The sequence below is a fragment of the Kribbella capetownensis genome, assembly GCF_004331485.1.
GTDB classification, from domain to species: Bacteria; Actinomycetota; Actinomycetes; order Propionibacteriales; family Kribbellaceae; genus Kribbella; species Kribbella capetownensis.
Genome location: NZ_SJKD01000001.1, coordinates 1,133,376 through 1,153,831 on the forward strand (window position 1 = coordinate 1,133,376; position 20,456 = coordinate 1,153,831).

General features: G+C 69.0%; 17 protein-coding genes. 11 read left to right on the forward strand and 6 right to left on the reverse strand.

Annotated elements, in window-relative coordinates:
- Positions 1-274 precede the first annotated feature (274 nt).
- The 4 genes from E0H75_RS05615 (at position 275) to E0H75_RS05630 (ending at position 4,302) form a co-directional block, all read left to right on the forward strand.
- Positions 275-1,030, forward strand: a complete 756-nt coding sequence (locus tag E0H75_RS05615; protein WP_238162851.1) for a GntR family transcriptional regulator — start codon at positions 275-277, stop codon at positions 1,028-1,030.
- Positions 1,027-2,343 (forward strand): MFS transporter, encoded by a 1,317-nt coding sequence (locus E0H75_RS05620; RefSeq protein ID WP_131511970.1) that lies wholly within the window; start codon positions 1,027-1,029, stop codon positions 2,341-2,343. The genes E0H75_RS05615 and E0H75_RS05620 overlap by 4 nt, the downstream gene beginning before the upstream one ends.
- Before the next feature lie 157 nt (positions 2,344-2,500).
- Entirely contained in the window at positions 2,501-3,490 is a 990-nt protein-coding gene (locus E0H75_RS05625) for an ATP-binding cassette domain-containing protein (RefSeq protein WP_131511971.1), read from the forward strand.
- Positions 3,487-4,302 carry an ABC transporter permease gene (locus E0H75_RS05630; protein ID WP_131365015.1) on the forward strand — a complete coding sequence of 272 codons (816 nt, stop codon included), beginning with the start codon at positions 3,487-3,489 and terminating at the stop codon, positions 4,300-4,302. The genes E0H75_RS05625 and E0H75_RS05630 overlap by 4 nt, the downstream gene beginning before the upstream one ends.
- Positions 4,303-4,352: 50 nt before the next feature.
- Here E0H75_RS05630 and E0H75_RS05635 read toward each other — a convergent pair whose 3' ends face one another.
- Entirely contained in the window at positions 4,353-5,699 is a 1,347-nt protein-coding gene (locus E0H75_RS05635) for a serine hydrolase domain-containing protein (RefSeq protein ID WP_131511973.1), read from the reverse strand.
- 74 nt (positions 5,700-5,773) lie between these two features.
- Here E0H75_RS05635 and E0H75_RS05640 point away from each other — a divergent pair, with 74 nt between their 5' ends.
- On the forward strand, positions 5,774-9,025 hold the full coding sequence (locus E0H75_RS05640) for an AfsR/SARP family transcriptional regulator (RefSeq protein WP_165553464.1): 3,252 nt from the start codon (positions 5,774-5,776) through the stop codon (positions 9,023-9,025).
- On the opposite strand, the gene E0H75_RS05645 is transcribed toward E0H75_RS05640, so the two are convergent.
- Positions 9,012-9,638, reverse strand: coding sequence for a TetR/AcrR family transcriptional regulator (locus E0H75_RS05645; RefSeq protein WP_131511977.1), 627 nt, complete (start codon positions 9,636-9,638; stop codon positions 9,012-9,014). The two genes, E0H75_RS05640 and E0H75_RS05645, sit on opposite strands and share 14 nt — an antisense overlap.
- A 122-nt stretch (positions 9,639-9,760) precedes the next feature.
- A complete protein-coding gene (locus tag E0H75_RS05650; protein WP_131511979.1) occupies positions 9,761-10,288 on the reverse strand; it encodes a DinB family protein in 528 nt (175 codons plus the stop codon).
- A gap of 235 nt (positions 10,289-10,523) precedes the next feature.
- On the opposite strand from E0H75_RS05650, the gene E0H75_RS05655 reads away from it, so the two are divergent.
- Positions 10,524-11,213 (forward strand): DUF433 domain-containing protein, encoded by a 690-nt coding sequence (locus E0H75_RS05655; protein WP_131511981.1) that lies wholly within the window; start codon positions 10,524-10,526, stop codon positions 11,211-11,213.
- A gap of 93 nt (positions 11,214-11,306) precedes the next feature.
- Here the strand turns inward: E0H75_RS05655 and paaK are convergent, their stop codons facing one another.
- Genes paaK through paaI form a run of 3 tightly spaced genes read right to left on the reverse strand, consistent with a single transcriptional unit; the run spans position 11,307 to position 14,251 of the window.
- Positions 11,307-12,602, reverse strand: coding sequence for a phenylacetate--CoA ligase PaaK (gene paaK, locus E0H75_RS05660; RefSeq protein WP_131511983.1), 1,296 nt, complete (start codon positions 12,600-12,602; stop codon positions 11,307-11,309).
- A 15-nt stretch (positions 12,603-12,617) separates the two neighbouring features.
- Entirely contained in the window at positions 12,618-13,823 is a 1,206-nt protein-coding gene (gene pcaF, locus E0H75_RS05665) for a 3-oxoadipyl-CoA thiolase (RefSeq protein ID WP_131511985.1), read from the reverse strand.
- Entirely contained in the window at positions 13,820-14,251 is a 432-nt protein-coding gene (gene paaI / locus E0H75_RS05670) for a hydroxyphenylacetyl-CoA thioesterase PaaI (RefSeq protein WP_131511986.1), read from the reverse strand. Before paaI ends, pcaF begins: the two co-directional genes overlap by 4 nt.
- 73 nt (positions 14,252-14,324) lie before the next feature.
- On the opposite strand from paaI, the gene paaN reads away from it, so the two are divergent.
- The 5 genes from paaN (at position 14,325) to E0H75_RS05695 (ending at position 20,438) form a co-directional block, all read left to right on the forward strand.
- Positions 14,325-16,004, forward strand: a complete 1,680-nt coding sequence (gene paaN, locus E0H75_RS05675; protein WP_131511988.1) for a phenylacetic acid degradation protein PaaN — start codon at positions 14,325-14,327, stop codon at positions 16,002-16,004.
- Positions 15,997-17,382: a serine hydrolase gene (locus tag E0H75_RS05680; RefSeq protein ID WP_131511990.1), complete on the forward strand. Its 1,386-nt coding sequence runs from the start codon at positions 15,997-15,999 to the stop codon at positions 17,380-17,382. The genes paaN and E0H75_RS05680 overlap by 8 nt, the downstream gene beginning before the upstream one ends.
- A gap of 13 nt (positions 17,383-17,395) precedes the next feature.
- Entirely contained in the window at positions 17,396-17,914 is a 519-nt protein-coding gene (locus tag E0H75_RS05685; protein WP_131511991.1) for a flavin reductase family protein, read from the forward strand.
- A gap of 9 nt (positions 17,915-17,923) precedes the next feature.
- Positions 17,924-18,955, forward strand: a complete 1,032-nt coding sequence (locus E0H75_RS05690) for a zinc-dependent alcohol dehydrogenase family protein (RefSeq protein ID WP_131511993.1) — start codon at positions 17,924-17,926, stop codon at positions 18,953-18,955.
- 205 nt (positions 18,956-19,160) lie between these two features.
- Positions 19,161-20,438, forward strand: a complete 1,278-nt coding sequence (locus E0H75_RS05695; RefSeq protein ID WP_131511995.1) for an ABC transporter substrate-binding protein — start codon at positions 19,161-19,163, stop codon at positions 20,436-20,438.
- The last annotated feature ends 18 nt before the right edge of the window (positions 20,439-20,456 follow it).

Consider the following 20,456-nt stretch of genomic DNA (forward strand, 5'->3'; position numbering starts at 1 on the left):
CGGAGCGGGGGCCTGGGTGAGGTCGGGCCAGGCTCGGTATCCCGAGACTCTAGAGCGGATTGCGAACCCGCGGAGTTCTTCATCCACAACGCAGGGGAAACCCTGCACTTGTCACTACCTACAGTCCATCCGTTCACGCTCAGTTGCCCACATGCTGTGGATCGGCCTGTGGATAACTCGTGGACAAGCTGGGGAATACCTGGCCGCAGCGGTGGATTAGAGTGGTGTGTAAGATAGATACAACAGAGATACCGGTCGTATGGGTGGGAGTTCAGTGACAAGCGGGGTGCCGGAGAACGGGCCGACTGTGTCGGCGTCGGCGTCGGGGTCGGCGTTGGAGTTGGGCGACGAGACCGCGGAGATCGCCCGGGTGGTGGTCGAGGCGGCGCCGGGGGTGGAGAAGATCCCGGCCGCCGAGCGGGTCTACGCCTACGTGAAGGCGGCGATCCTGGACCGGGTCTACCCGGGCGGCGAGCTGCTCACCGAAGGTGAGCTGGCCACCGCGGTCGGGGTGTCGCGGACACCGGTGCGCGAGGCATTGCTGCGGCTGGAGGAGTCCGGCCTGGTGAAGCTGTACCCGAAGAAGGGCGCACTCGTTCAGCCGGTGCTGCCGCAGGAGATCGACGATGTCCTGGAGGCCCGTGAGCTGCTCGAGACGCACGCCGCCGCCAAGGTCTGGCCGCGGCGCAAGCAGCTCGTCGAGACCCTGACCCAGCGCGTCGACGAGATGCGTGAACACCGCCGCAGCGGCAACGCCAAGAGCTTCCTGGAGGCCGACCGCGCTTTCCACGAGGCCATCGTCGGTGCCGCCGGCAACCAAATCCTCGCCAAGCTCTACAACAGCCTGCGCGACCGCCAGGTCCGGATGGGCGTGCCCGGCATCGAGATGCAGCCGGCCCGGATGGACAAGTCGATCGCCTCGCACCAGGAGATGATCGACGCCCTCGGCGGGAACAGCGTGAAGCGGTTCCGCGAGCTCGTGGTCGCCCACATCGACACCGCCTCGGCGGACCTGCGGAGTTCGCGTTGACCGAACTCCTCTTCCCCCTGGGCGGACGTCGCGCCTGGGCGGTGTGGACCACTGCTGTCCTCACCTACCTGGTGACCGTGCTGCACCGTGGCTCGATGAGCGTGGCCGGCCTACAGGCCGCAGAGCGCTTCCACATCTCCGCATCCGCGTTGGCCAGCTTCACCGTCGTGCAGCTGACCGTGTACGCCGCCATGCAGGTGCCGGTCGGCGTACTGCTCGACCGGTACGGCTCCAAGCGGCTGCTGATCACCGCGTCCGGACTGCTGTTCGTGGCGCAAACTGCGTTCAGTCTGGTCGACTCGTATCCCGCTGCACTCGCGGCCCGCGCCGTACTGGGTGTGGGCGACGCACTGGTGTTCATCAGCGTGCTGCGGGTCGTCATGTCCTGGTTCCCCGCGTTGCGCCAGCCGGTGATGTCTCAGGCGACCGGAATGCTCGGTGGTCTCGGTGCGATCGTCTCGACCGTGCCGATGTCCGCGGCCTTCCACGCGTTCGGCTGGACCACCACGTTCGCCGCTGCCAGTGTGCTCAGTCTGGTGACCGGCGTACTCGTGCTGTTCCTGATCAAGGACACGCCGTACGACGAGCCGCTGCACCAGAGCAAGCAGTCGGTCACCGAAGTGCGGAACAATCTGCGGCGGGCGTGGAAGGAGCCGGGCACTCGGCTGGGGCTCTGGACCCACTTCACCACCAGCTTCTCCGGCAGCACCTTCGGACTGCTCTGGGGCTTCCCGTTCCTCGTGACCGGTGAGGGGCTGGCGCCGACGACTGCCGCGGCGATGCTGGTCCTGCCGGTGCTGGCGGGCCTCTGCTACGGCCCAATGGTCGGCCGGTACGCCGCTCGCTTCCCGTTCTACCGCTCCTGGATCGTGCTGGCCGTGATCGCGGGGTCGGTGACGATGTGGACCGTCGTACTGCTCTGGCCGGGTCAGGCGCCGCTGCCGGTGCTCCTGCTGCTGATCGTCGTCCAGGCGGCTGGTGGGCCCGGGTCGATGCTCGGACTGGACTACGCCCGGACGTTCAACCCATCCACGCGGTTCGGGGCGGCGAACGGGATGGTCAACACTGGCGGGTTCATCGCCACGCTGCTGTGTATCGGGATGGTCGGCATCCTGCTCGACGCGTCGTCGGGTGGGGCGCCTCAGACCATCACCGATTTCAAGTGGGCGCTGGCCTTCCAGTACGTGCTGTGGGCGATCGGCACCCGGCAGATCCTCAGGTATCGGCGGAAGGCCCGGGCCACGCTGGCCCGGTACAACCCGGAGATCTACGAGGCGCTGCGGGCCAACCAGGTCGTTCCGCTGAAGGGCTAGGTCGTGTCTGCTGTCCCGCAGGCACGACCTGCCAGCGGCTGGCATGACCTGCTGTCGCCTGACATCGGCTGAGATGGCCTGACAGCCGAGTGCCAGGCCGGTGCCAGAGCGGTCCGGCACGGTAGTCCCAGTGAAGTGATTCCACTGGGAGGAACCGATGACCACAACGAACCAGGTCGCCATCGAGGCTGTTGGCTTGGTCAAGAAATATGGCAGCACCACCGCCCTGGCCGGCGTCGACCTGAGTGTGCCGACCGGCACCGTGCTCGGGGTCCTCGGGCCGAACGGGGCCGGCAAGACCACAGCGGTCCGCATCCTGGGCACTCTGCTCCGCCCCGACTCCGGCCACGCCACGGTCGGCGGGTACGACGTCGTCCGCGAGGCCGGCCGGGTCCGCGAGATCATCGGGCTGACCGGGCAGTACGCCTCGGTCGACGAGGACATGTCCGGCCGCCGGAACCTGATCATGATCGGGCGGCTGCTCGGCCACTCGCGGGAGCGGTCCCGCGCCAAGGCGGACCATTTGCTGGAGCGGTTCGAGCTGACCGACGCCGGCGACCGGATCGCGAAGACGTACTCCGGCGGTATGCGCCGGCGACTCGACCTGGCCGCCAGCCTGGTCGGCGACCCGAGCATCCTGTACCTGGACGAGCCCACCACCGGTCTCGACCCGCACGCCCGCAACGGCGTCTGGGAGACGATCCGGAACCTGGTGCTCGACGGGACCACGGTGCTCCTCACCACGCAGTACCTGGAGGAGGCCGACGCACTGGCCGACTCGATCATGGTGTTCGACAAGGGCCGGGTGGTGGCCTCCGGGCGGCCGGCCGAGCTGAAGGCCCAGGCCGGCAAGCAGTCGCTGGACGTCAGTCCAGCCGAGCCGGCCCATCTCGAGCGGGTCGCGGCGATCGTCGCCGAGTCGGTCGGCGTACGCCCGACTGTGGACGTTGTGAACGCCCGCGTCAGCGCACCGGTCACCGACGGTACGTCGATGCCGGTCGTCGTACGCCGCCTCGACGAGGAAGGTATCGCGGTCACCGAACTGGCGCTGCGGCTGCCCAGCCTGGACGAGGTCTTCCTGGCCCTGACCGGGCACACCGCCGAAGAGAAGAAGTACGACGCTGTCCTGGAAGGAGCGGGCCGATGAGCACCGCCGTTGTCGATGCCCCGGCCCACGCGGGCCGCCGTACCAATCCGTTCGCCTGGGTGCAGCAGAGCCTGACCCTGGCCTGGCGCAACATCGTCCGGATCCGGCAGAACCCGGAAGCCCTGGCGGACGTCACATTCCAGCCGATCATCTTCCTGGTGCTGTTCCTGTTCGTCTTCGGCGGCGCGATCGCCCAGGGTGGGACCTGGCACGACTATCTGCCGTACCTGCTGCCCGGTCTGCTGGTGCAGACCGTGGTGTTCTCCACGATGGGCACCGGGGTCGCGCTGAACGACGACTTCGCCAAGGGAGTCTTCGACCGGTTCCGCAGCCTGCCGATCGCTCGGATCGCTCCGTTGGTCGGCGCTGTCCTCGGTGACGCGGTGCGGTACTCGCTGTCGATCGTGATCTTGATGGGGACCGGGTTCGCGCTCGGGTTCCGGTTCGGGAACGGGGTCGGCAACGGCCTGCTGGCGCTGGTGATCGTGCTGCTGTTCGCGCTGTCGATGTGCTGGATCTGGGTCTGGCTCGGGCTGACGCTGAAGACCGCCCAGGGTGTCCAAGGCGTCGCCTTCCTGGTGATGTTCCCACTCACCTTCGGCAGCAACGTCTTCGTCCAGACCAGCACCTTGCCCGGCTTCCTGCAGGCCTTCGTGAACGTCAACCCGGTCAAGTACCTCGTCGACACCATGCGAGCCCTGATGCTGGGCGGCGACCTGCAGAAACCGCTCCTCATCACCTTCGCCTGGATGATCGGCCTGGTAGCAGTCTTCGCCCCCCTGGCCATCCGAGCCTACCGCCGCCGCACCTGACCCAACCCCACGACGAAGGGGCCGAGGAAATCCTCGGCCCCTTCGTCAATTCAGAGGTGTTCGCCGAAGGCGAGGGGTTGGCGGGTGCAGAGGTAGGTTGCCCAGTGCAACTTTGTGGGGGTGCCGGTGGTGTCTCGGGTGATGCGGAGGAGTTCGCCGGCTTCGCGGCCGGAGACGGTGCGGTAGGTGTCTTCGGAGATGCGGGCGAAGACGGCCGGCTTGAGGTGTGCGGGGGCGCCGAGACCGGCGGCTTCGAGGATGCCGGACTTGACCGAGAAGATGAACGGGCGCCCCTCGGAGAACCAGGTGCCGAGGACACCTTCGAGCTCGGCCGGTACGGCGTCGCCCGGCATCCACGGGTCGGCGGGCAGCGGGTCGTCCTCGAGGACCTTGATCACCAGGTCGGTGGCCAGCGCGCTCGGGGCCGGCGACGACGTCGAGTTGAACAGCGCGATCCCGGCTGTGCCGGACGGCCGGTGAACGAACGTCGACGTGATGTGACCAGGCATACCGCCGTCGTGACCGACGAACACGCGGTCGCCGAGACGCATCAGCATGAACCCGAGCCCGAACGCCAACTGCCAGCGCTCCATGTCAGCCATCAACTGGACCTGGCACATCTCGTCCACGGTGTCCTTCGACAGCACCTCGTCCACCGGGTCGGCGACGAACATGGCCCACTTCGCCAGGTCCTGCGCCGTACTCGCCAGACCGCCGCAGGCGTTCAGTGCACCGAGATCGAGCAGCTTCTCCTGCACCGGTACGTCGCTGTACGGCGGCACGTAGTACCCGGTGGCGGCCGGTCCGCCGTCCATGCCGACCGTCGTACGGCGCATCTCCAGCGGGTCCAGGATCCGGGCCTTGATCGCGTCGTACCAGGGCCGGCCGTCGATCCGGGCGACGATCTCGCCGAGCATCGAGAAGACCAGGTTCGAGTAGTGGACCCGGTGGTGCGGCTTGCCGACCCGCTCTGCCTCGTTCCAGCCCGACACCAGCTCCTCGCGGTCCGGGAACTTCATCAGGTCCCAGACGTCGCCGACCGGCTCGCGCTGCATGCCGCTGGCGTGGCTGAGCATCTGCCGCACGGTGATGCCCTCGTGCTTGCTCTCCGGGATCAGCTTCTCGACCGTGTCGTCCAGGCTGAGCTTGCCCTCGTCGCGCAGCGCCATGATCGCGACCGCGGTCAGCGTCTTGCTCTGCGAGGCGATCAGGAACTGCGAGTCCGCCGTCGGCGGCACCCCGGGCGAACCCAGGTCGGCCGAGCCGAGCCCCTGCGACCAGGCCAGCTTGCCGGCCCGGGCCACGGCCCCGACAACGCCGGGCACCCGCCCCTTGGTCTGCCGTTCGGAAACGATTCGAGTGAGAGCGGTCTGCGTACCCGCGGAGATGTCAGTCACGACTGCCGACACTATGCGAAGGACGTGACAAAAGGCAGGGGGATTTGGACGGCCTCATGTGCGAGGCTGGAGGCGTGCGCATAGCGGTGCTTGGGCCTCTCGCGATGTGGGCGGCCGACGGGACTCCGCTGGACGTCCGCGGGGTCCGGCTGCGCGGATTGCTCGCCCGGCTCGCGCTCAGCGCCGGTCGCCCGGTGAGCGTCGAGACGCTGGTCGACGGGCTCTGGGGGAGTGAGGCTCCCAGCGCGAACGCCCTGCAGTCGCTCGTCTCCCGCCTGCGCGCCGGCCTGCCCGCGACCGAGTCGAGCGTCTCGGTCCAATCCGGCCCGGCCGGCTACACGCTGACCATGGGGGCGGACTGTGTCGACGCCCTCCAGTTCGAGGACCTGGTACGCCGGGGACGCGGGCTGATCGGCTCCGATCCGGAGAAGGCCCACGGACTGCTCACCCAGGCGGAGAAGCTGTGGCGGGGGGACGCGCTCGCCGACCTCCGGGACCTGCCGTTCGCGTCGGTCGAGGGCGACCGCCTGAGCGAGCTCCGGCTCGCCGCGGCCGAGGATCTCGCCGAGGCCGCCGTCCGCTGCGGTCACGCCCGCGACCGCATCACCGAGCTCGAACGCCTCGCCGTCGCCCACCCACTCCGCGAACGCGTCCACGAACTGCTGATCAGAGCCCTGTACGCCGATGGCCGGCAAGCCGAGGCGCTGGCGGCGTACGAGCGAGTCCGGGCGACCCTCGCGGACGAGCTCGGTGCGGACCCGGGCACCCGCCTGCGCGAGCTACACGTCGCCGTGCTGCGTGGGGACTCGGTGGACCCGGTGGCGACCGACGGTGTCGTGCCGACGCCGACCGCTGCGGCCCCACACAGCAATCTGCGTGCGCCGATGACCAGCTTCGTCGGACGCCGCGAGGACGTGGCGGAGCTGGAGCGAATGCTGAACAACGGCACGCGTCTGGTGACCATGGTCGGTCCTGGTGGTGCCGGGAAGACCAGACTGGCGACAGAGACCGGGCGGTCCTTGGTTGCGCAGAGCGGGGACGGCATCTGGTTCGTCGAGCTCGCGCCACTCGGTGACGCGGCCGAGGTCGCGCCTGCAGTCCTGTCCGCGCTCGGTGCGACCGAGTACATCGACACTCCCCAGAGCGCTCTGGGGACACCGAGGCGGCTCCCGGCGTCGCGGGCCGCGACCGAGCGGCTGGTGGACGTCATCGCGGACCGCCGGGTCCTGCTCGTGCTGGACAACTGCGAGCACCTCGTGCAGGAGGTGGCCGCCTTGGTCGACTCGTTGCTCGCGGCCTGCCCGCGACTCCGCGTGCTGACGACCAGCCGCGAGCCGCTGAGTATTCCCGGCGAGCTCCTGCATCCGGTCGGCCCGCTGGGGCTGCCGCCCGAGGATGCGGTCGACGACGAGTACCCGGCGATCCAGCTGTTCGTGGACCGGGCCCGTGCCGTACGACCGGACTTCGCGCTGATCGATGCGAACCGGGGAGCGGTCGCGGAGATCTGCCGCCGGCTGGACGGCATGCCACTGGCGATCGAGCTCGCGGCGGCGCGGCTGCGGGCGCTCACGCCGGAGCTGATCGTGGAGCGGCTGGCCGACCGGTTCCGCCTGCTGACCAGCGGCTCGCGGACCGCACTGCCCAGACACCAGACATTGCGCGCGGTCGTGGAGTGGAGCTGGGAGCTGCTCGATTCCGACGAGCAGGCGGTGGCGCGACGGCTGTCCCTGTTCTCCGGCGGCGCGACCCTGGAGGCCGCTGAGCAAGTCTGCAGCGACAGCAACCTGCCGCCCGACGCGATCCTCGGCGTACTGGCGTCTCTTGTCGACAAATCGCTCGTGGAAGCGGCAGCCGGGGAGCGCTCGGTCCGGTACCGGATGCTCGAGACGGTCCGGGCGTACGGCGCCGAGCAGCTCGAGCTGGCCGGTGAGCGCGAACGTTTCCGGCACGCGCACACGATCTACTTCAGCCGGCTGCTGCGGCAGGCCAAGCCGAAGCTGCGGACCGGCGAGCAGATCCAGTGGATCGCCCGCCTGACCGCGGAGAACGAGAACCTGCTCGACGCGCTCCGGAACGCGATCGACACCGGCTCCGCGCGCGTCGCGGTCCAACTCGTCTCGGTGCTGGGCGAGTACTGGAACATGAGCGGCCGTCCGACCGAAGCGGTCGGCTGGATGGAGGCGGCTCTCGCCGTACCGGGGCCGACGTCGCCGCACGACCGGGCGATGGCCCTGATGCTGTACTCGATCGGCACGCTGTCCATCAGCGAGGACCCGGGCGCGAACTTCCATCAGGCGATCCGTGGGCTGGCCGAGGTGCGGTGGCTGAGCCGGCGCCATGCGCACGTCGCACACTCCGGCGTCGGGATGTTCACGAACGCGGTGTGGGCGATGATCCGTCGGGACAAGGCCGGGTCGTTCCGTGAGCTCGAGGCCGCCCGCGAGCACGAGGACCCCTGGACCCGGAACCTGGCCGTGATGATGACGGCGATGTTCCGCGAGAACGACGGCGAGGTCGACCAGATGGCGGCTGACCTGGCCGTGGCGCTGGACGGTTTCCGTCAGCTCGGCGACCGCTGGGGTACGTCGATGGCCCTGCGCGGCCTGTCGAGCTTCCAGGGCAGCCGCGGCGATCACGAGGGCGCGCTGGAGTCGGTGGAGGAGGCGCTCAGCCTGATCAGTGAACTGGGCACGACCGAGGGAGTGTCCCAGCTGCTCGGTCAGAGTGCGGCGGAGCGGGTCGAGCTCGGCGACATCGACGGCGCGCGTGCGGATCTGACCAGAGCGATGCAGCTGGCGGAGGAGACCGGGTCACGTGGCGGTCAGGGCATGGCGTACCTGGGGTTGTCGCGGGTCGCCTACCGGACCGGCCGGCTGGACGAGGCCAAGGAGCTGGGCGAGCGCGCGTACTCGATGCTCGACCTCGAGGTGGAGCGGATGGCGCCGCAGGGCCAGGCGATGATGCTGGCGAACCTCTGCCGGGTGCATGTCGCGCGCAACGAGCTCGACGAGGCGCGCCGCTACGGCAAGCAGGCGATCGAGCTCGGGCTGTCCGCCGACGACATGCCGGTCGCGTCGATCATCGTCGAGGTCCTGGCGGACGTGGAGGAGTTGTCCGGCGAGCCCGAGCTCGCGGCCCGGACGCTGGGCATGGCGGCAGCGATGCGCGGCCTGCGGACGGTCGCGGACGCCGACGTCCGAGCCGCCTTCGAACGACTGCAAGAGGCCCTGGGCAACGATGCGTTCGACGCCGCGTACGACGCCGGCGCGTCGCTGCCCCGGGACCAAGTGGTGCTCGAACTGCGCAAGCGGGTCAGCTCGTCATGAGCTGAACGGCCAGCTCACGCAGAGACTGCTGCACGTCATGTTCGGGCGGTCGCGGGTCGGTCAGCATCCAGTCGTAGACGACCGTGTTCACCGCGCCGAAGAACGCCAGCCCGAGGAACCGGAAGTCCTTGCGCTTGATCTCGCCGCGGCCGACCGCGGTCTCGCCGAGGTCCGTCACGCTGCCGATCAGCAGCTCCCGGAACGCGATCCGCTGCTCCTCGACGGCCGGACTGGTACCGACCACTTCGACGAACGAGATCCGGGCCTGACGCAGATCAGCCATGATCGTGCGCAGGTAGCTGTCGACGGCCGCGGTGATCCGCTCGCCGACCGGCCGGTCGGCGGTGCGGCGCAACGCGTCACCGGTGGTCCGCACCGCCATCTCGATCACCTGCGCGTGCACTGCGAGCAGGACGGCTTCCTTGTTCTGGAACTCGTGGTAGAAGTGCCGGGTGGAGACTTTCGCCTGTGTACACAGGCGTTCCACCGAGGTCGCGGGATAGCCTTCGGTCCCGAACAACTCCAGCGCGGCGGCGAGCAGTCGCTCCCGGCGCGCGGCCTTCCACTCCTCGACGGACCGCCCGGAATAACGGCGTACGGAGGGTTCCCTCATCACACCTCTTGTCGCTACCCCGTGCCAGATGCCGGACATCTTATCCACCACTCGGCGCCGCTGTAACCGGGTTACCGAGGTGGGTGGTCATCAGGTGGAGATCACCCACCCCGGTCTCCGGATCAGTTCAGCTTCTCGTAGCCGGTGGTGCCGTCGAGGAGTTCCCGGATGATGTCGAGGTGGCCGACGTGGCGCGCGGTCTCCTCGATCATGTGGCACAGGATGTACCGCAAGGACGCGGCGTCGCCCTTCGCGGCGTACGGGCCCTGCTCGAGCGCATCCAGCGAATGCGCGGCGATGGTCTCGTTGGATCGCGCGCACTCGGCGTCGTACTCGTCCAGCAGTTGGGCGATGGGTACGTCGTCGACGAACATCTCGGCGTCGGGGTGACCGCCCTCTGTCCATGGGGTCTGGCCGGTGTCGGCGACGCCGGCCAGGTTGAGCTGGAACCACGAGTACTCGTTCCAGCGCAGATGGGCGACCAGGCCGGCCATCGTCATCAGCGGCGACGTCGGCAGAAGCTTGCGGTGGGCATCTTCTTCGCTGAGCCCCTGGCACTTCATCCGGACGAAGGAACGCTGCAGGTCGAGCCATCCGGTCAGCTGGCCGCGCTCGTCGGCGGTCAGCGGCGGACGCTGTACTTCGGTCATTGAAAGCTCCTGTACTGAAATGGAGCCACCCGGTCTCAGCCGCGGGTACGGCGGACGGGCAGCACGACGGTCGAACTCGACATCGCGCTCACCTCCTCTCGGCCAGGCAGCACCGTACACCCCCACTTCGTGCACCCACCAACCAGATTTCCGCTCGCTGGGTGCACGAAGTCGGCTCGGGGCCGTGGCATGCTCGGGTCAAGCACAGCGCCCGCACCGCGCGAAGAGGTGAGACGTGGATCCACGGTTCGACCTGCCGCTGTACACACGTGCCGAGGTGGCGCTCCAACTCGGGCTGCCCGCGACGACGCTCGGGGACTGGTTGCGGTCGGGAGCGCTGGAGGCACGCAGCGGTGGACGCGGGGAGCCGACGATCACCTTCGCCGGGCTGGTCGAGACGCACATGCTGCGACAGCTCAGGTACGCCGGGTTGTCGCTGCAGGCGATCGGTGAAGCGGCAGTCGCCCTGCGGTCCCGCGCCGGACGGCACTATCCGCTGGCGTGGTCCGGGCTGGCGCACGACGGCCGGGATCTGCTGATCGAGATCGCCGCCGAGGGTCGCGAACAGGGCTGGGAACGCCTCCGCGACAGCCAAGGCGGCCTGCCCGGCGTACTGCGCCGCGGATCGGCCGCGATCGGCTGGTCCGACGACGGGTACGCCGGAACGCTGCGGCTGGTGATCTACCACGACGTGGATGTCGTCGTGGATCCGGCACGAGCCGGCGGGCAGCCGCTCGTCGAGGGGTCCGAGGTCCGCGTCGAGGACGTCATCGATCGGGTCCGCACCGGGGCGACGTACCGCGAGATCGCAGCCAAGTTCAACCTCGAAGACTTCGAGGTGGAGGCGTTGGTCCGACCTCACATCCGCCCACCCGCCTTCCGCAAGGCCAGCCACCCACGATCCCAGGCCGACGTACTCCTCTAACGACAGGAGGTAGTCGGCTCCGAGCACGGCCTTCCGCCTGAGCATCCGGGTGGGACGACCACAGGAGGCGACTACCTCCTGTCCTTAGGAGGTCTAGCGGTTGTCTTTGATCCGCTTGGCCTTGCCGAGCGAGCGTTCGAGGGCGTGGGGGGCGAGGACCTCGACGGTGGCGGTGACGCCTACTCGGTCTTTGATGCGGCGGGCGAGGTGAGCGCCGGCGGTGGTGGAGTCGGTGAGGCCGGGGGCTGCTTCGACCTGGACAGTGAGTTCGTCGAGGCGACCCGGGCGGGTGAGGACGCAGAGGTAGTGCGGGGTCAGGCCTTCGACCAGCAGGATCTGTTCCTCGATCTGGGTCGGGAAGACGTTGACGCCGCGGACGATCATCATGTCGTCGGTGCGGCCGGTGATCTTCTCCATCCGCCGCATCCCGGGCCGTGCCGTCCCCGGAAGCAGCCGGGTCAGGTCCCGGGTGCGATAGCGCAGTACCGGAAAGGCTTCCTTGGTCAGCGTGGTGAAGACGAGTTCGCCGAGCTCGCCGTCCGGCAGCACCTCGCCGGTGACCGGGTCGATGATCTCCGGGTAGAAGTGGTCCTCCCAGATGTGCAGGCCGTCCTTGGTCTCCACACACTCCTGTGCGACACCCGGACCCATCACCTCGGACAGCCCGTAGATGTCGACGGCGTGCATCCCGGTCCGCTGCTCGACCTCGGTACGCATCTGCTCGGTCCACGGTTCGGCACCGAAGATGCCGATCCGCAGCGAGGTGTCGCGCGGATCCATCCCGCGCGCCTCCATCTCGTCCACGATGGCGAGGAAGTATGACGGCGTGACCATGATGATCTGGGCGCCGAAGTCGCGGATCAGGTCGACCTGCCGCTCGGTCATCCCGCCGGACACCGGTACGACGGTGCACCCCAACCGCTCGGCACCGTAGTGCGCCCCGAGACCGCCGGTGAACAGACCGTAGCCGTAGGCAACATGACACACGTCCCCCGCACGCCCGCCGGCCGCGCGGATCGAGCGAGCCATCAGGTCGGCCCACGTATCCACGTCCCGCTGTGTGTACCCGACCACCGTCGGCCGTCCCGTCGTCCCCGAGGAGGCATGCACCCGCACCACCTCGGTCCGCGGAACGGCGAACATCCCGAACGGGTAGTTGTCGCGCAGCTCCGCCTTGGCCGTGAACGGCAACCGGCTCAGATCCTCCAGCGACTTCAGATCGTCGGGCGCGAAGCCGACCCCGTCCAACGCGGCCCGATAGTGCGGGACGTTCTCGTACGTCGTCCTGATCGTTGTCTGCAGCAACGACAGCTGGCGGGACCGGAGTTCGTCGACGGACAGCCGTTCGCCGTCGTCGCGCAGGTCCTCGGGACAGGGATCGCCGAGCATCACAGCACCTACCGATCAGGGACGGGCGAGCAGGGTCGCGATGCCCTGACCGACTCCGATGCACATGGTTGCCAGCGCGTACCCGGCGTCGCGGTGGCGAAGCTCCAGGGCGGCGGTGAGAGCGAGGCGGGCACCGGACATCCCCAGCGGGTGGCCGAGGGCGATGGCGCCGCCGTTCGGGTTGACGTGCTCGGCGTCGTCGGGAAGACCGAGCTCGCGCAGTACTGCCAACGACTGGGAGGCGAACGCCTCGTTCAGCTCGATCGCGTCGATGTCGGACAGCGCGACACCGGTGCGGGCGAGCAGCTTGCGGGTGGCGGGCGCCGGGCCGATGCCCATGATCCGCGGCGGCACCCCGGCGGCCGCCGTGCCGGCGATCCGAGCGAGGGGCCTGACGCCGAGCCGGTTGACCGCGTCGCCGCTCATCACCAGCAGAGCAGCTGCGCCGTCGTTGACGCCGGATGCATTGCCCGCGGTGACCGTCCCCGGCGTACGGAACGGCGTCCTGAGCCCCGCCAGCGCCTCCAGCGACGTCTCCCGCGGATGCTCGTCGACCTCCACGTCCGTCACGGCACCCCGCTTGCCGGGCACGGAGACCGGCACGATCTCCTCGGCCAGCCGCCCGTTCGCCTGGGCCTTGGCCGCGCGCTGCTGACTGCGCAGCGCGAACAGGTCCTGGTCCTCGCGCGAGATCCCGAAGTCCGCCGCGACGTTCTCCGCGGTCTCGGGCATCGAGTCGATCCCGTACTGCGCCTGCAGGACCGGGTTCACGAACCGCCAGCCGATCGTGGTGTCGAAGATCTCCGCCTGCCGGGAGAACGCGGTCGTCGCCTTCGGCATCACGAACGGCGCCCGCGACATCGACTCGACCCCACCGGCGATCACGATCTCGTTGTCACCGGCAACGATCGAGCGGGCGGCCGAGGCGACCGCGTCCAGACCGGAGCCACAGAGCCGGTTGATCGTCGTCCCCGGAACGTCGACGGGCAGGCCGGACAGCAGCACCGCCATCCGGGCCACATTGCGGTTGTCCTCGCCGGCCTGGTTCGCGCAGCCGAGGATCACGTCGTCGATCAGCGAGGGATCGAGCGAGCTGTGCCGGGCCAGCAGCGCGGACACCGCATGCGCGGCCAGGTCGTCGGGCCGGACAGTCGCCAGCGCACCGCCGTACCGTCCGATCGGGGTACGCACGCCGTCGACCAGGAACGCCGCACGGGTCATGACTCCTCCTCGGACGCGATGATCGTGCCGGACAACTGACGGCTGCGGCCGCGGAACTCGGCGATCACGTCGTCGCCGCGCCGGACCGTCACGTCGTAGATCGCGTTCCGGCCGAACGCCGTCCGCTCGCGGGCCTCGGCGACCAGCAGGTCCCCGCGCCGGGCCGGGGCGACGAAGACGATGTCGCAGGCCTGCGCGACGGTCACCTGGTTGCGCGAGTTGCAGGCGAACGCGAACGCGGAGTCGGCCAGGCTGAACACGAATCCACCATGCGCGATCCCGTGCCCGTTGACCATGTCCTCGCGTACCGGCATCTCGAGCCGGGCCGTGCCCTCGCCGACGTCGACCAGCCGCATGCCGAGGCCGGCGCTGGCGGTGTCCTCCGCCCACATCGCGGCGGCCACGCGGGCCGCCAGCTCGTCACCCATGGATTCGCCCCATCGAGAACTACTCTTGTGACAACCTATCTCTGATTGTGCCGTTGACTGTAACATCGCAGCCATGACCACCACCGGGACCGATCGGCTCGCCACCCACCGCGAACGCTTGGACGCCGCCATCGCGGCCATCCGCGGCCGCGGCTACCACTCCGCCTTCCCGGAGTCTCCCAGTCCCCGGGTGTACGGCGAGACGGCGGCCGCCGACGGCAAGGCCGCCTTCGGGGCCCATCTGAGTACGACGTACGCCCTGGACACCCCGGGATCGCGCGGCACGGTCATCACCGAGCAGTCGCCGTTCGGGATCACCATGGACGTCGCCTACCCGCGGACGGTCGAGGACGGGCTGGACGAGCTGATGGCGGCGGCTCAGCAGGGCATCTCGGACTGGCGCAAGGCCGGGATCGACACCCGGACCGGGGTCACGCTGGAGATCCTCGCCCGGCTGCACCAGCGGGTGTTCGAGCTGGCCAACGCGGTCCAGCACACCAGCGGGCAGGCGTTCGTGATGGCGTTCCAGGCCGGCGGCGCGCACGCGCTGGACCGGGCGCTGGAGGCGGTCGCGTACGCCTACGAGGAGATGAACCGGTACCCGGCTGAGGCGACCTGGGAGAAGCCGGCCAAGGGCGACCCGATCCGGATGGAGAAGACGTTCACCGTCACGGGCCGTGGTGTCGCGCTGGTGATCGGCTGCAACACGTTCCCGACCTGGAACTCGTGGCCCGGTCTGTTCGCGTCGCTGGTCACCGGCAACGCCGTCGTGGTGAAGCCGCACCCGCTCGCGGTCCTGCCGCTGGCGATCACCGTCGAGGTCTGCCGCGAGGTGCTCGCCGAGGCCGGCTTCGATCCGAACCTGGTCACCCTGGCCGTCGAGCGCGCCGGTGACGGCCTGGCCAAGCCCCTGGCGACCCGCCCCGAGGTCAAGCTGATCGACTTCACCGGCGGCACCGAGTTCGGTGAGTGGCTGGAGCAGAACGCGACCCAGGCGACCGTCTTCACCGAGAAGGCCGGCGTCAACGCGGTCATCATCGACTCCACCGACGCGTTCAAAGCCATGACCGGGAACCTGGCCTTCACGCTCTCGCTGTACTCGGGCCAGATGTGCACCACGACCCAGAACATCTTCGTCCCGGCCGGCGGGATCGAGACCGACGAGGGGCACAAGTCCTTCGACGAGGTCGGGGCGGGCATCGCCGGCGCGATGGGCAAGCTGCTCGGCGACGACGCCCGCGCGGTCGAGATCCTCGGCGGCATCGTGAACCAGGCCGTGATCAACCGGCTCGAGCTGGCCCCGGAGTACGGCGAGGTCGTGCTGGAGTCCCGCGCGATCCAGCATCCGTCGTTCCCGGACGCGGTCGTGCGTACGCCGCTGCTGGTCGCCATCGACGCCAAGGACGACGAGGTGTACGGCCGCGAGTGCTTCGGGCCGGTGTCGTTCCTGGTCCGGACTGCGGACACCGCGGAGTCGATCGACGTGTTCCGCTCGACCGTCACCGAGGGCGGCGCGATGACGGCCGGGATCTACTCGACCGACCCGAAGGTGCTCGACCAGGCCCGCGACGCCGCGCTCGATGCCGGGGTCGCCCTGTCGGAGAATCTGACCGGCCAGGTGTTCGTCAATCAATCGGCTGCTTTCAGCGATTTCCACGGCACCGGCGCGAATCCGGCCGCCAACGCGACATACACCGACGGCGCTTACGTTGCGAGTCGCTTCCGCGTCATTCAATCTAGGCGTCATGTCTGACGCTTCGGATTCCGAGAACCTGCGCGAAGTACTCGCCTACTACGACACCTGGCTGGCGTTCAACCAGCGCTTCCAGCGGGTGCCCGGGGTCCAGGCCGCGGTGTACGCCGGGGACGGCGTCGCCTTCTCGGCGGCGTACGGGATGGCGGACGTGGAAGACGACGTACCGCTGACCGAACAGCATCTGTTCCGGATCGCGTCGCATTCGAAGACGTTCACCGCGACGGCCGTGTTCCAGCTGGTCGAGCAGGGGCGGCTGCGGCTGGACGACAAGGCGTCGCAGCACGTCACGGAGATCCTCGGTACGCCGCTGGGTGAGCGGACCGTCCGTGAGTTGCTGGCGCACGCCGGCGGGGTCACCCGGGACAGCGACGCCGCCGACTGGTGGCAGCTCCAGACCAAATTCCCGGACCGCGACGAGCTGCTGGAGGTACTGCGGCAGGAGTCGTCGGCCGTGACGCCGGAGAACGAGCGCTTCAAGTACACGAACATCGGCTACGGCCTGCTCGGTCTGGTGGTCGAGGCCGCGTCCGGGACGTCGTACACCTCCTATGTCCAGACGGCGATCGTGGACAAGCTCGGTTTGTCCGGACTCGGGCCGGAGCTGGATCCGGCCCGGCTCACCGAGTACGCCGCCGGCTACAGCGCCCTGTCGTACGCGCCGGACCGGGTCCCGATCGAGCACGTCGACACCCGGGCGCTGGCCTCGGCGACCGGCTTCTTCGGCAACGCCCGGGATCTGGTCACCTATTTCTCCGCGCACCTGCCCGGCGACGACCGGCTGCTGACGGACAAATCGAAGCGCGAGATGCAGCACCCGCTGTGGCAGACCTCGCAGGACGACTGGCCGAGGTACGGGCTGGGCCTGCAGATCGCGAAGACCGGCGACCGCCGGCTGATCGGGCACGGTGGTGGCTACCCGGGGCACATCACCCGGTCCATGTTCGACCGGTCCGCCGGGATCGCGGTGTCCGTCCTGACCAACGCGATCGACGGTCCCGCGGGCCAGTTGGCCGAAGGGTTCTTCCGGCTGCTCGATCTGGCCGAGTCGAAGGAGCGCCCGGGCGACGCGGCCGACCTGGCCCGCTTCACCGGTCGCTACGCGAACCTGTGGGGCGTCACCGACATCGTCCAGCTCGGCGGCCGCCTGTATGTTCTCGACCCGGCTCAGGGCAACCCCGCCGACAAACCGACCGTGCTCGAAGCCGACGGCGACACGCTGCTGGTGACCGAGGACGCCGGCTCCGGTGTCTACGGCCAGCGGTACGTGTTCACGTTCGACGCGGACGGACGGCCAGAGACGATCCGCGCCGCGATCGGCCTGCAACTCCAGCCCATTGACCGCTTCACCCTGCCGCCCCGCGTGACCGCGCGGTAAGTACCGTGCGGGTATGACGATCCACGGCGATCACCCGTTCTTGCCGCCCGAGTCCGAGCGCAGTCCGGTCCGCCGGCTGCGCGGGCGGCTGCCGTCGCCGGTCAGCCTGTGGACCAGCTCGTACGACGGCAAGCGCGCGGGGCTCACGGTGTCGTCCATGCTGGTGGCCGACGGCGAGCCCGGCTACGTGATCGGGTTGATCGATCCCGACTCGGACCTGTGGGAAACGTTGCGTCAGGCAAGGACCGCGGTCGTCGCCCTGCTCGGTGCCCCGCAGCAGCAACTCGCTGACGCGTTCGGCTACGTCGCCCCGGCTCCGGGCGGCCCGTTCCGGCTGATCGACTGGACGGACACCGAGTGGGGTCCCGCTCCGACCGGTGTCACCACCTGGGCCGGCTGCACCCTGACCACGCCCGACCCGCCCGAGGTCGGCTGGGCCCTCCAGGTCCAGCTGGAGATCGCCCACGTCGAGCTCGCCCCCGACGAGGTCCCACCCCTGGTCCACCGCCGAGGTCGCTACAGCACCGCCTAAGCTGGCAGCATGCGTGCCACGATGCTTCATGCCCCGTTCGACATCAGGCTGAACGACGTACCGGATCCGAAGATCGACGGGCCGACGGACGCACTGGTGAAAATCGTTGCCTCATGCATCTGTGGCTCGGACCTGTGGCCGTACCGCGGCGAGAACCCGGTCCCGGAGCCGCGGCGGATCGGGCACGAGTTCGTCGGGATCGTCGAGGAGGTCGGCGCCGAGGTGCGCACGGTCAAGCCCGGCGACTTCGTCATCACACCGTTCGTGGTGAGCGACGGCACCTGCCCGAACTGCCAGGCCGGGTACCAGACGGCCTGCCAGAACCGGGTCGGCTACGGCACCGACCAGGCCGACGGCGGCCAGGGCGAGTACGTCAAGCTCCCGTACGCCGATGGCACGCTGGTGGCAACGCCCGAGATGCCGGACGACGCACAGATCCCGTCGCTGCTCGCGCTGTCCGACGTGATGGGCACCGGCTGGCATGCCGCCCGCGCTGCACGCGTGAAGGCCGGCGACACCGTGGTGGTGGTCGGTGATGGCGCCGTCGGACTGTGCGGCGTACTGGCGGCCTCGCGGATGGGGGCCGAGCGAATCGTCGCATTGTCACGGCACGAACCACGTCAAAAGCTTGCCGTCGAATTCGGTGCCACGGACGTCATTTCCGAACGCGATGACGCGGCGCGGGACGCCGTACTCGAACTGACCGGCGGGGTCGGCGCGGACGCGGTGCTCGAGTGTGTCGGCACCGGGCAGGCGATGACGACGGCGTTCGATGTTGCCAGGGCCGGGGCCATGGTCGGGTTCGTCGGCGTGCCGCACGGGGTGGAGCCGCCGATCCCCGTGATGTTCCGGCGCAACATCGGTCTGGCCGGTGGGGCCGCACCCGTGCGCACGTACCTGCCGCAGTTGATGGCCGACGTACTGGCGGGCGAGATCGACCCGGGCAAGGTTTTCGACCTCGAGTTGCCGCTGGCGGAAGTGGCCGAGGGCTACAAAGCCATGCACGAGCGGCGGGCGATCAAGGTTCTGCTGCGTCCGTAGGAAAGTTTCGCGCAACGCGACTGATCAAGGTGCCCGGTTGGGCGCCCGATGTGCGCGCTCTCACACTCGTGCGGCGCGCGGGGTCACGGCTGCGCAACGCGCCTGCGCGGAGCGTTGACACCCGGCAGGCCGCGTGCCCAGAGTTGGGCCGTCAAGGGGGCATCGTTGTCACAGGCGGCTCCACCCAAGTGATCGGAGAGTGAACATGCGTGGTCTGAGTAAGACCCTCGCGGTGCTGAGTGCGGCGGGTCTTCTCGCGGTCAGCGCCTGCGGGAACAGCGATGACGGCGGCGGCGGTGGAGACTCGGCGGCGAGCAAGGACGTCACGGTCTTCACCTGGTGGGCCGATGGCGGCGAGAAGGCCGGTCTGGACGGCATGGTCTCGGTGTTCAACACCGACTGCAAGGACTTCAAGTTCGTCAACTCCGCGGTCGCGGGTGGCGCCGGGTCGAACGCCAAGCAGGTGCTGGCCAACGACCTGCAGGCGGGCAAGCCGCCGTCCACGTTCCAGGCGCACGCCGGCGCGGAGCTGAAGGACTACATCAACGCGGGGCAGGTCGACGACGTCAGCCAGCTGTACAAGGACTACGGGCTGGACAAGGCCTTCCCGCAGAACCTGATCGACAACCTGACCGTCGACGGCAAGATCTACTCGATCCCGGCCAACATCCACCGCGCCAACGTGGTCTGGGCCAACCCGGCGGTGCTGAAGAAGGCCAGCATCGACGGCGCCAAGGCGCCGGCCAGCGTGGACGCCTGGATCGCGGACATGGACAAGTTGAAGGCGGCCGGCGTGAAGGCGCCGCTGGCGATCTCCAAGGGCTTCGCACAGGAGATGCTGGTCGAGGCCGTGCTGCTGGCCGACCTCGGGGCGGACAAGTTCAGCGGTCTGTGGGACGGCAAGACCGACTGGGCCGGTGCCGACGTGACCGCGGCACTGGAGAAGTACAAGAAGCTGCTGACCTACACGAACGCCGACCGTGAGGCGATCGACTGGCCGGACGCGCTGCAGTACGTGAACAAGGGCCAGGCCGGCTACACGCTGATGGGTGACTGGGTCGCCGCGCAGCAGCTGGCCGACAAGGTGCCGGACTCGGCGTACACCTACTGGCCGGCTCCGGGGACCTCGGGAACCTTCCAGTTCCTGGCGGACTCGTTCACGCTGCCGACCAACGGGGCTGACCCCGACGGTGCGAAGTGCTGGCTGAAGACCGTCGGTTCGGCCGAGGGCCAGAAGGCGTTCAACACCAAGAAGGGCTCGATCCCGGCCCGCTCGGACGCGCAGCCGGCCGACTACCCGAAGTACCAGCAGGGCGCGATGGCCGACTGGAAGAGCAACAAGATCGTGCCGTCGTGCGCCCACGGTGCTGCCTGCACGCTGGGCCAGAACAACGACATCCTCTCCGCGCTCAGCCAGTTCAGTGGCAGCCCCGACGTGGCCAAGTTGCAGACGGCGCTCGGTAACGCGATGAAGACGAGCTGATGCGCGACGAGTTGCGGA

Coding starts and splice junctions, on each gene's coding strand:
- E0H75_RS05690 (WP_131511993.1), top strand. CDS start 17,924: ATGCGTGCCACGATGCTTCATGCCCCGTTCGACATCAGGCTGAACGAC.
- paaI (WP_131511986.1), bottom strand. CDS start 14,251: ATGGGTGACGAGCTGGCGGCCCGCGTGGCCGCCGCGATGTGGGCGGAG.
- E0H75_RS05625 (WP_131511971.1), top strand. CDS start 2,501: ATGACCACAACGAACCAGGTCGCCATCGAGGCTGTTGGCTTGGTCAAG.
- paaN (WP_131511988.1), top strand. CDS start 14,325: ATGACCACCACCGGGACCGATCGGCTCGCCACCCACCGCGAACGCTTG.
- pcaF (WP_131511985.1), bottom strand. CDS start 13,823: ATGACCCGTGCGGCGTTCCTGGTCGACGGCGTGCGTACCCCGATCGGA.
- E0H75_RS05645 (WP_131511977.1), bottom strand. CDS start 9,638: ATGAGGGAACCCTCCGTACGCCGTTATTCCGGGCGGTCCGTCGAGGAG.
- E0H75_RS05680 (WP_131511990.1), top strand. CDS start 15,997: ATGTCTGACGCTTCGGATTCCGAGAACCTGCGCGAAGTACTCGCCTAC.
- E0H75_RS05685 (WP_131511991.1), top strand. CDS start 17,396: ATGACGATCCACGGCGATCACCCGTTCTTGCCGCCCGAGTCCGAGCGC.
- paaK (WP_131511983.1), bottom strand. CDS start 12,602: ATGCTCGGCGATCCCTGTCCCGAGGACCTGCGCGACGACGGCGAACGG.
- E0H75_RS05650 (WP_131511979.1), bottom strand. CDS start 10,288: ATGACCGAAGTACAGCGTCCGCCGCTGACCGCCGACGAGCGCGGCCAG.
- E0H75_RS05695 (WP_131511995.1), top strand. CDS start 19,161: ATGCGTGGTCTGAGTAAGACCCTCGCGGTGCTGAGTGCGGCGGGTCTT.
- E0H75_RS05630 (WP_131365015.1), top strand. CDS start 3,487: ATGAGCACCGCCGTTGTCGATGCCCCGGCCCACGCGGGCCGCCGTACC.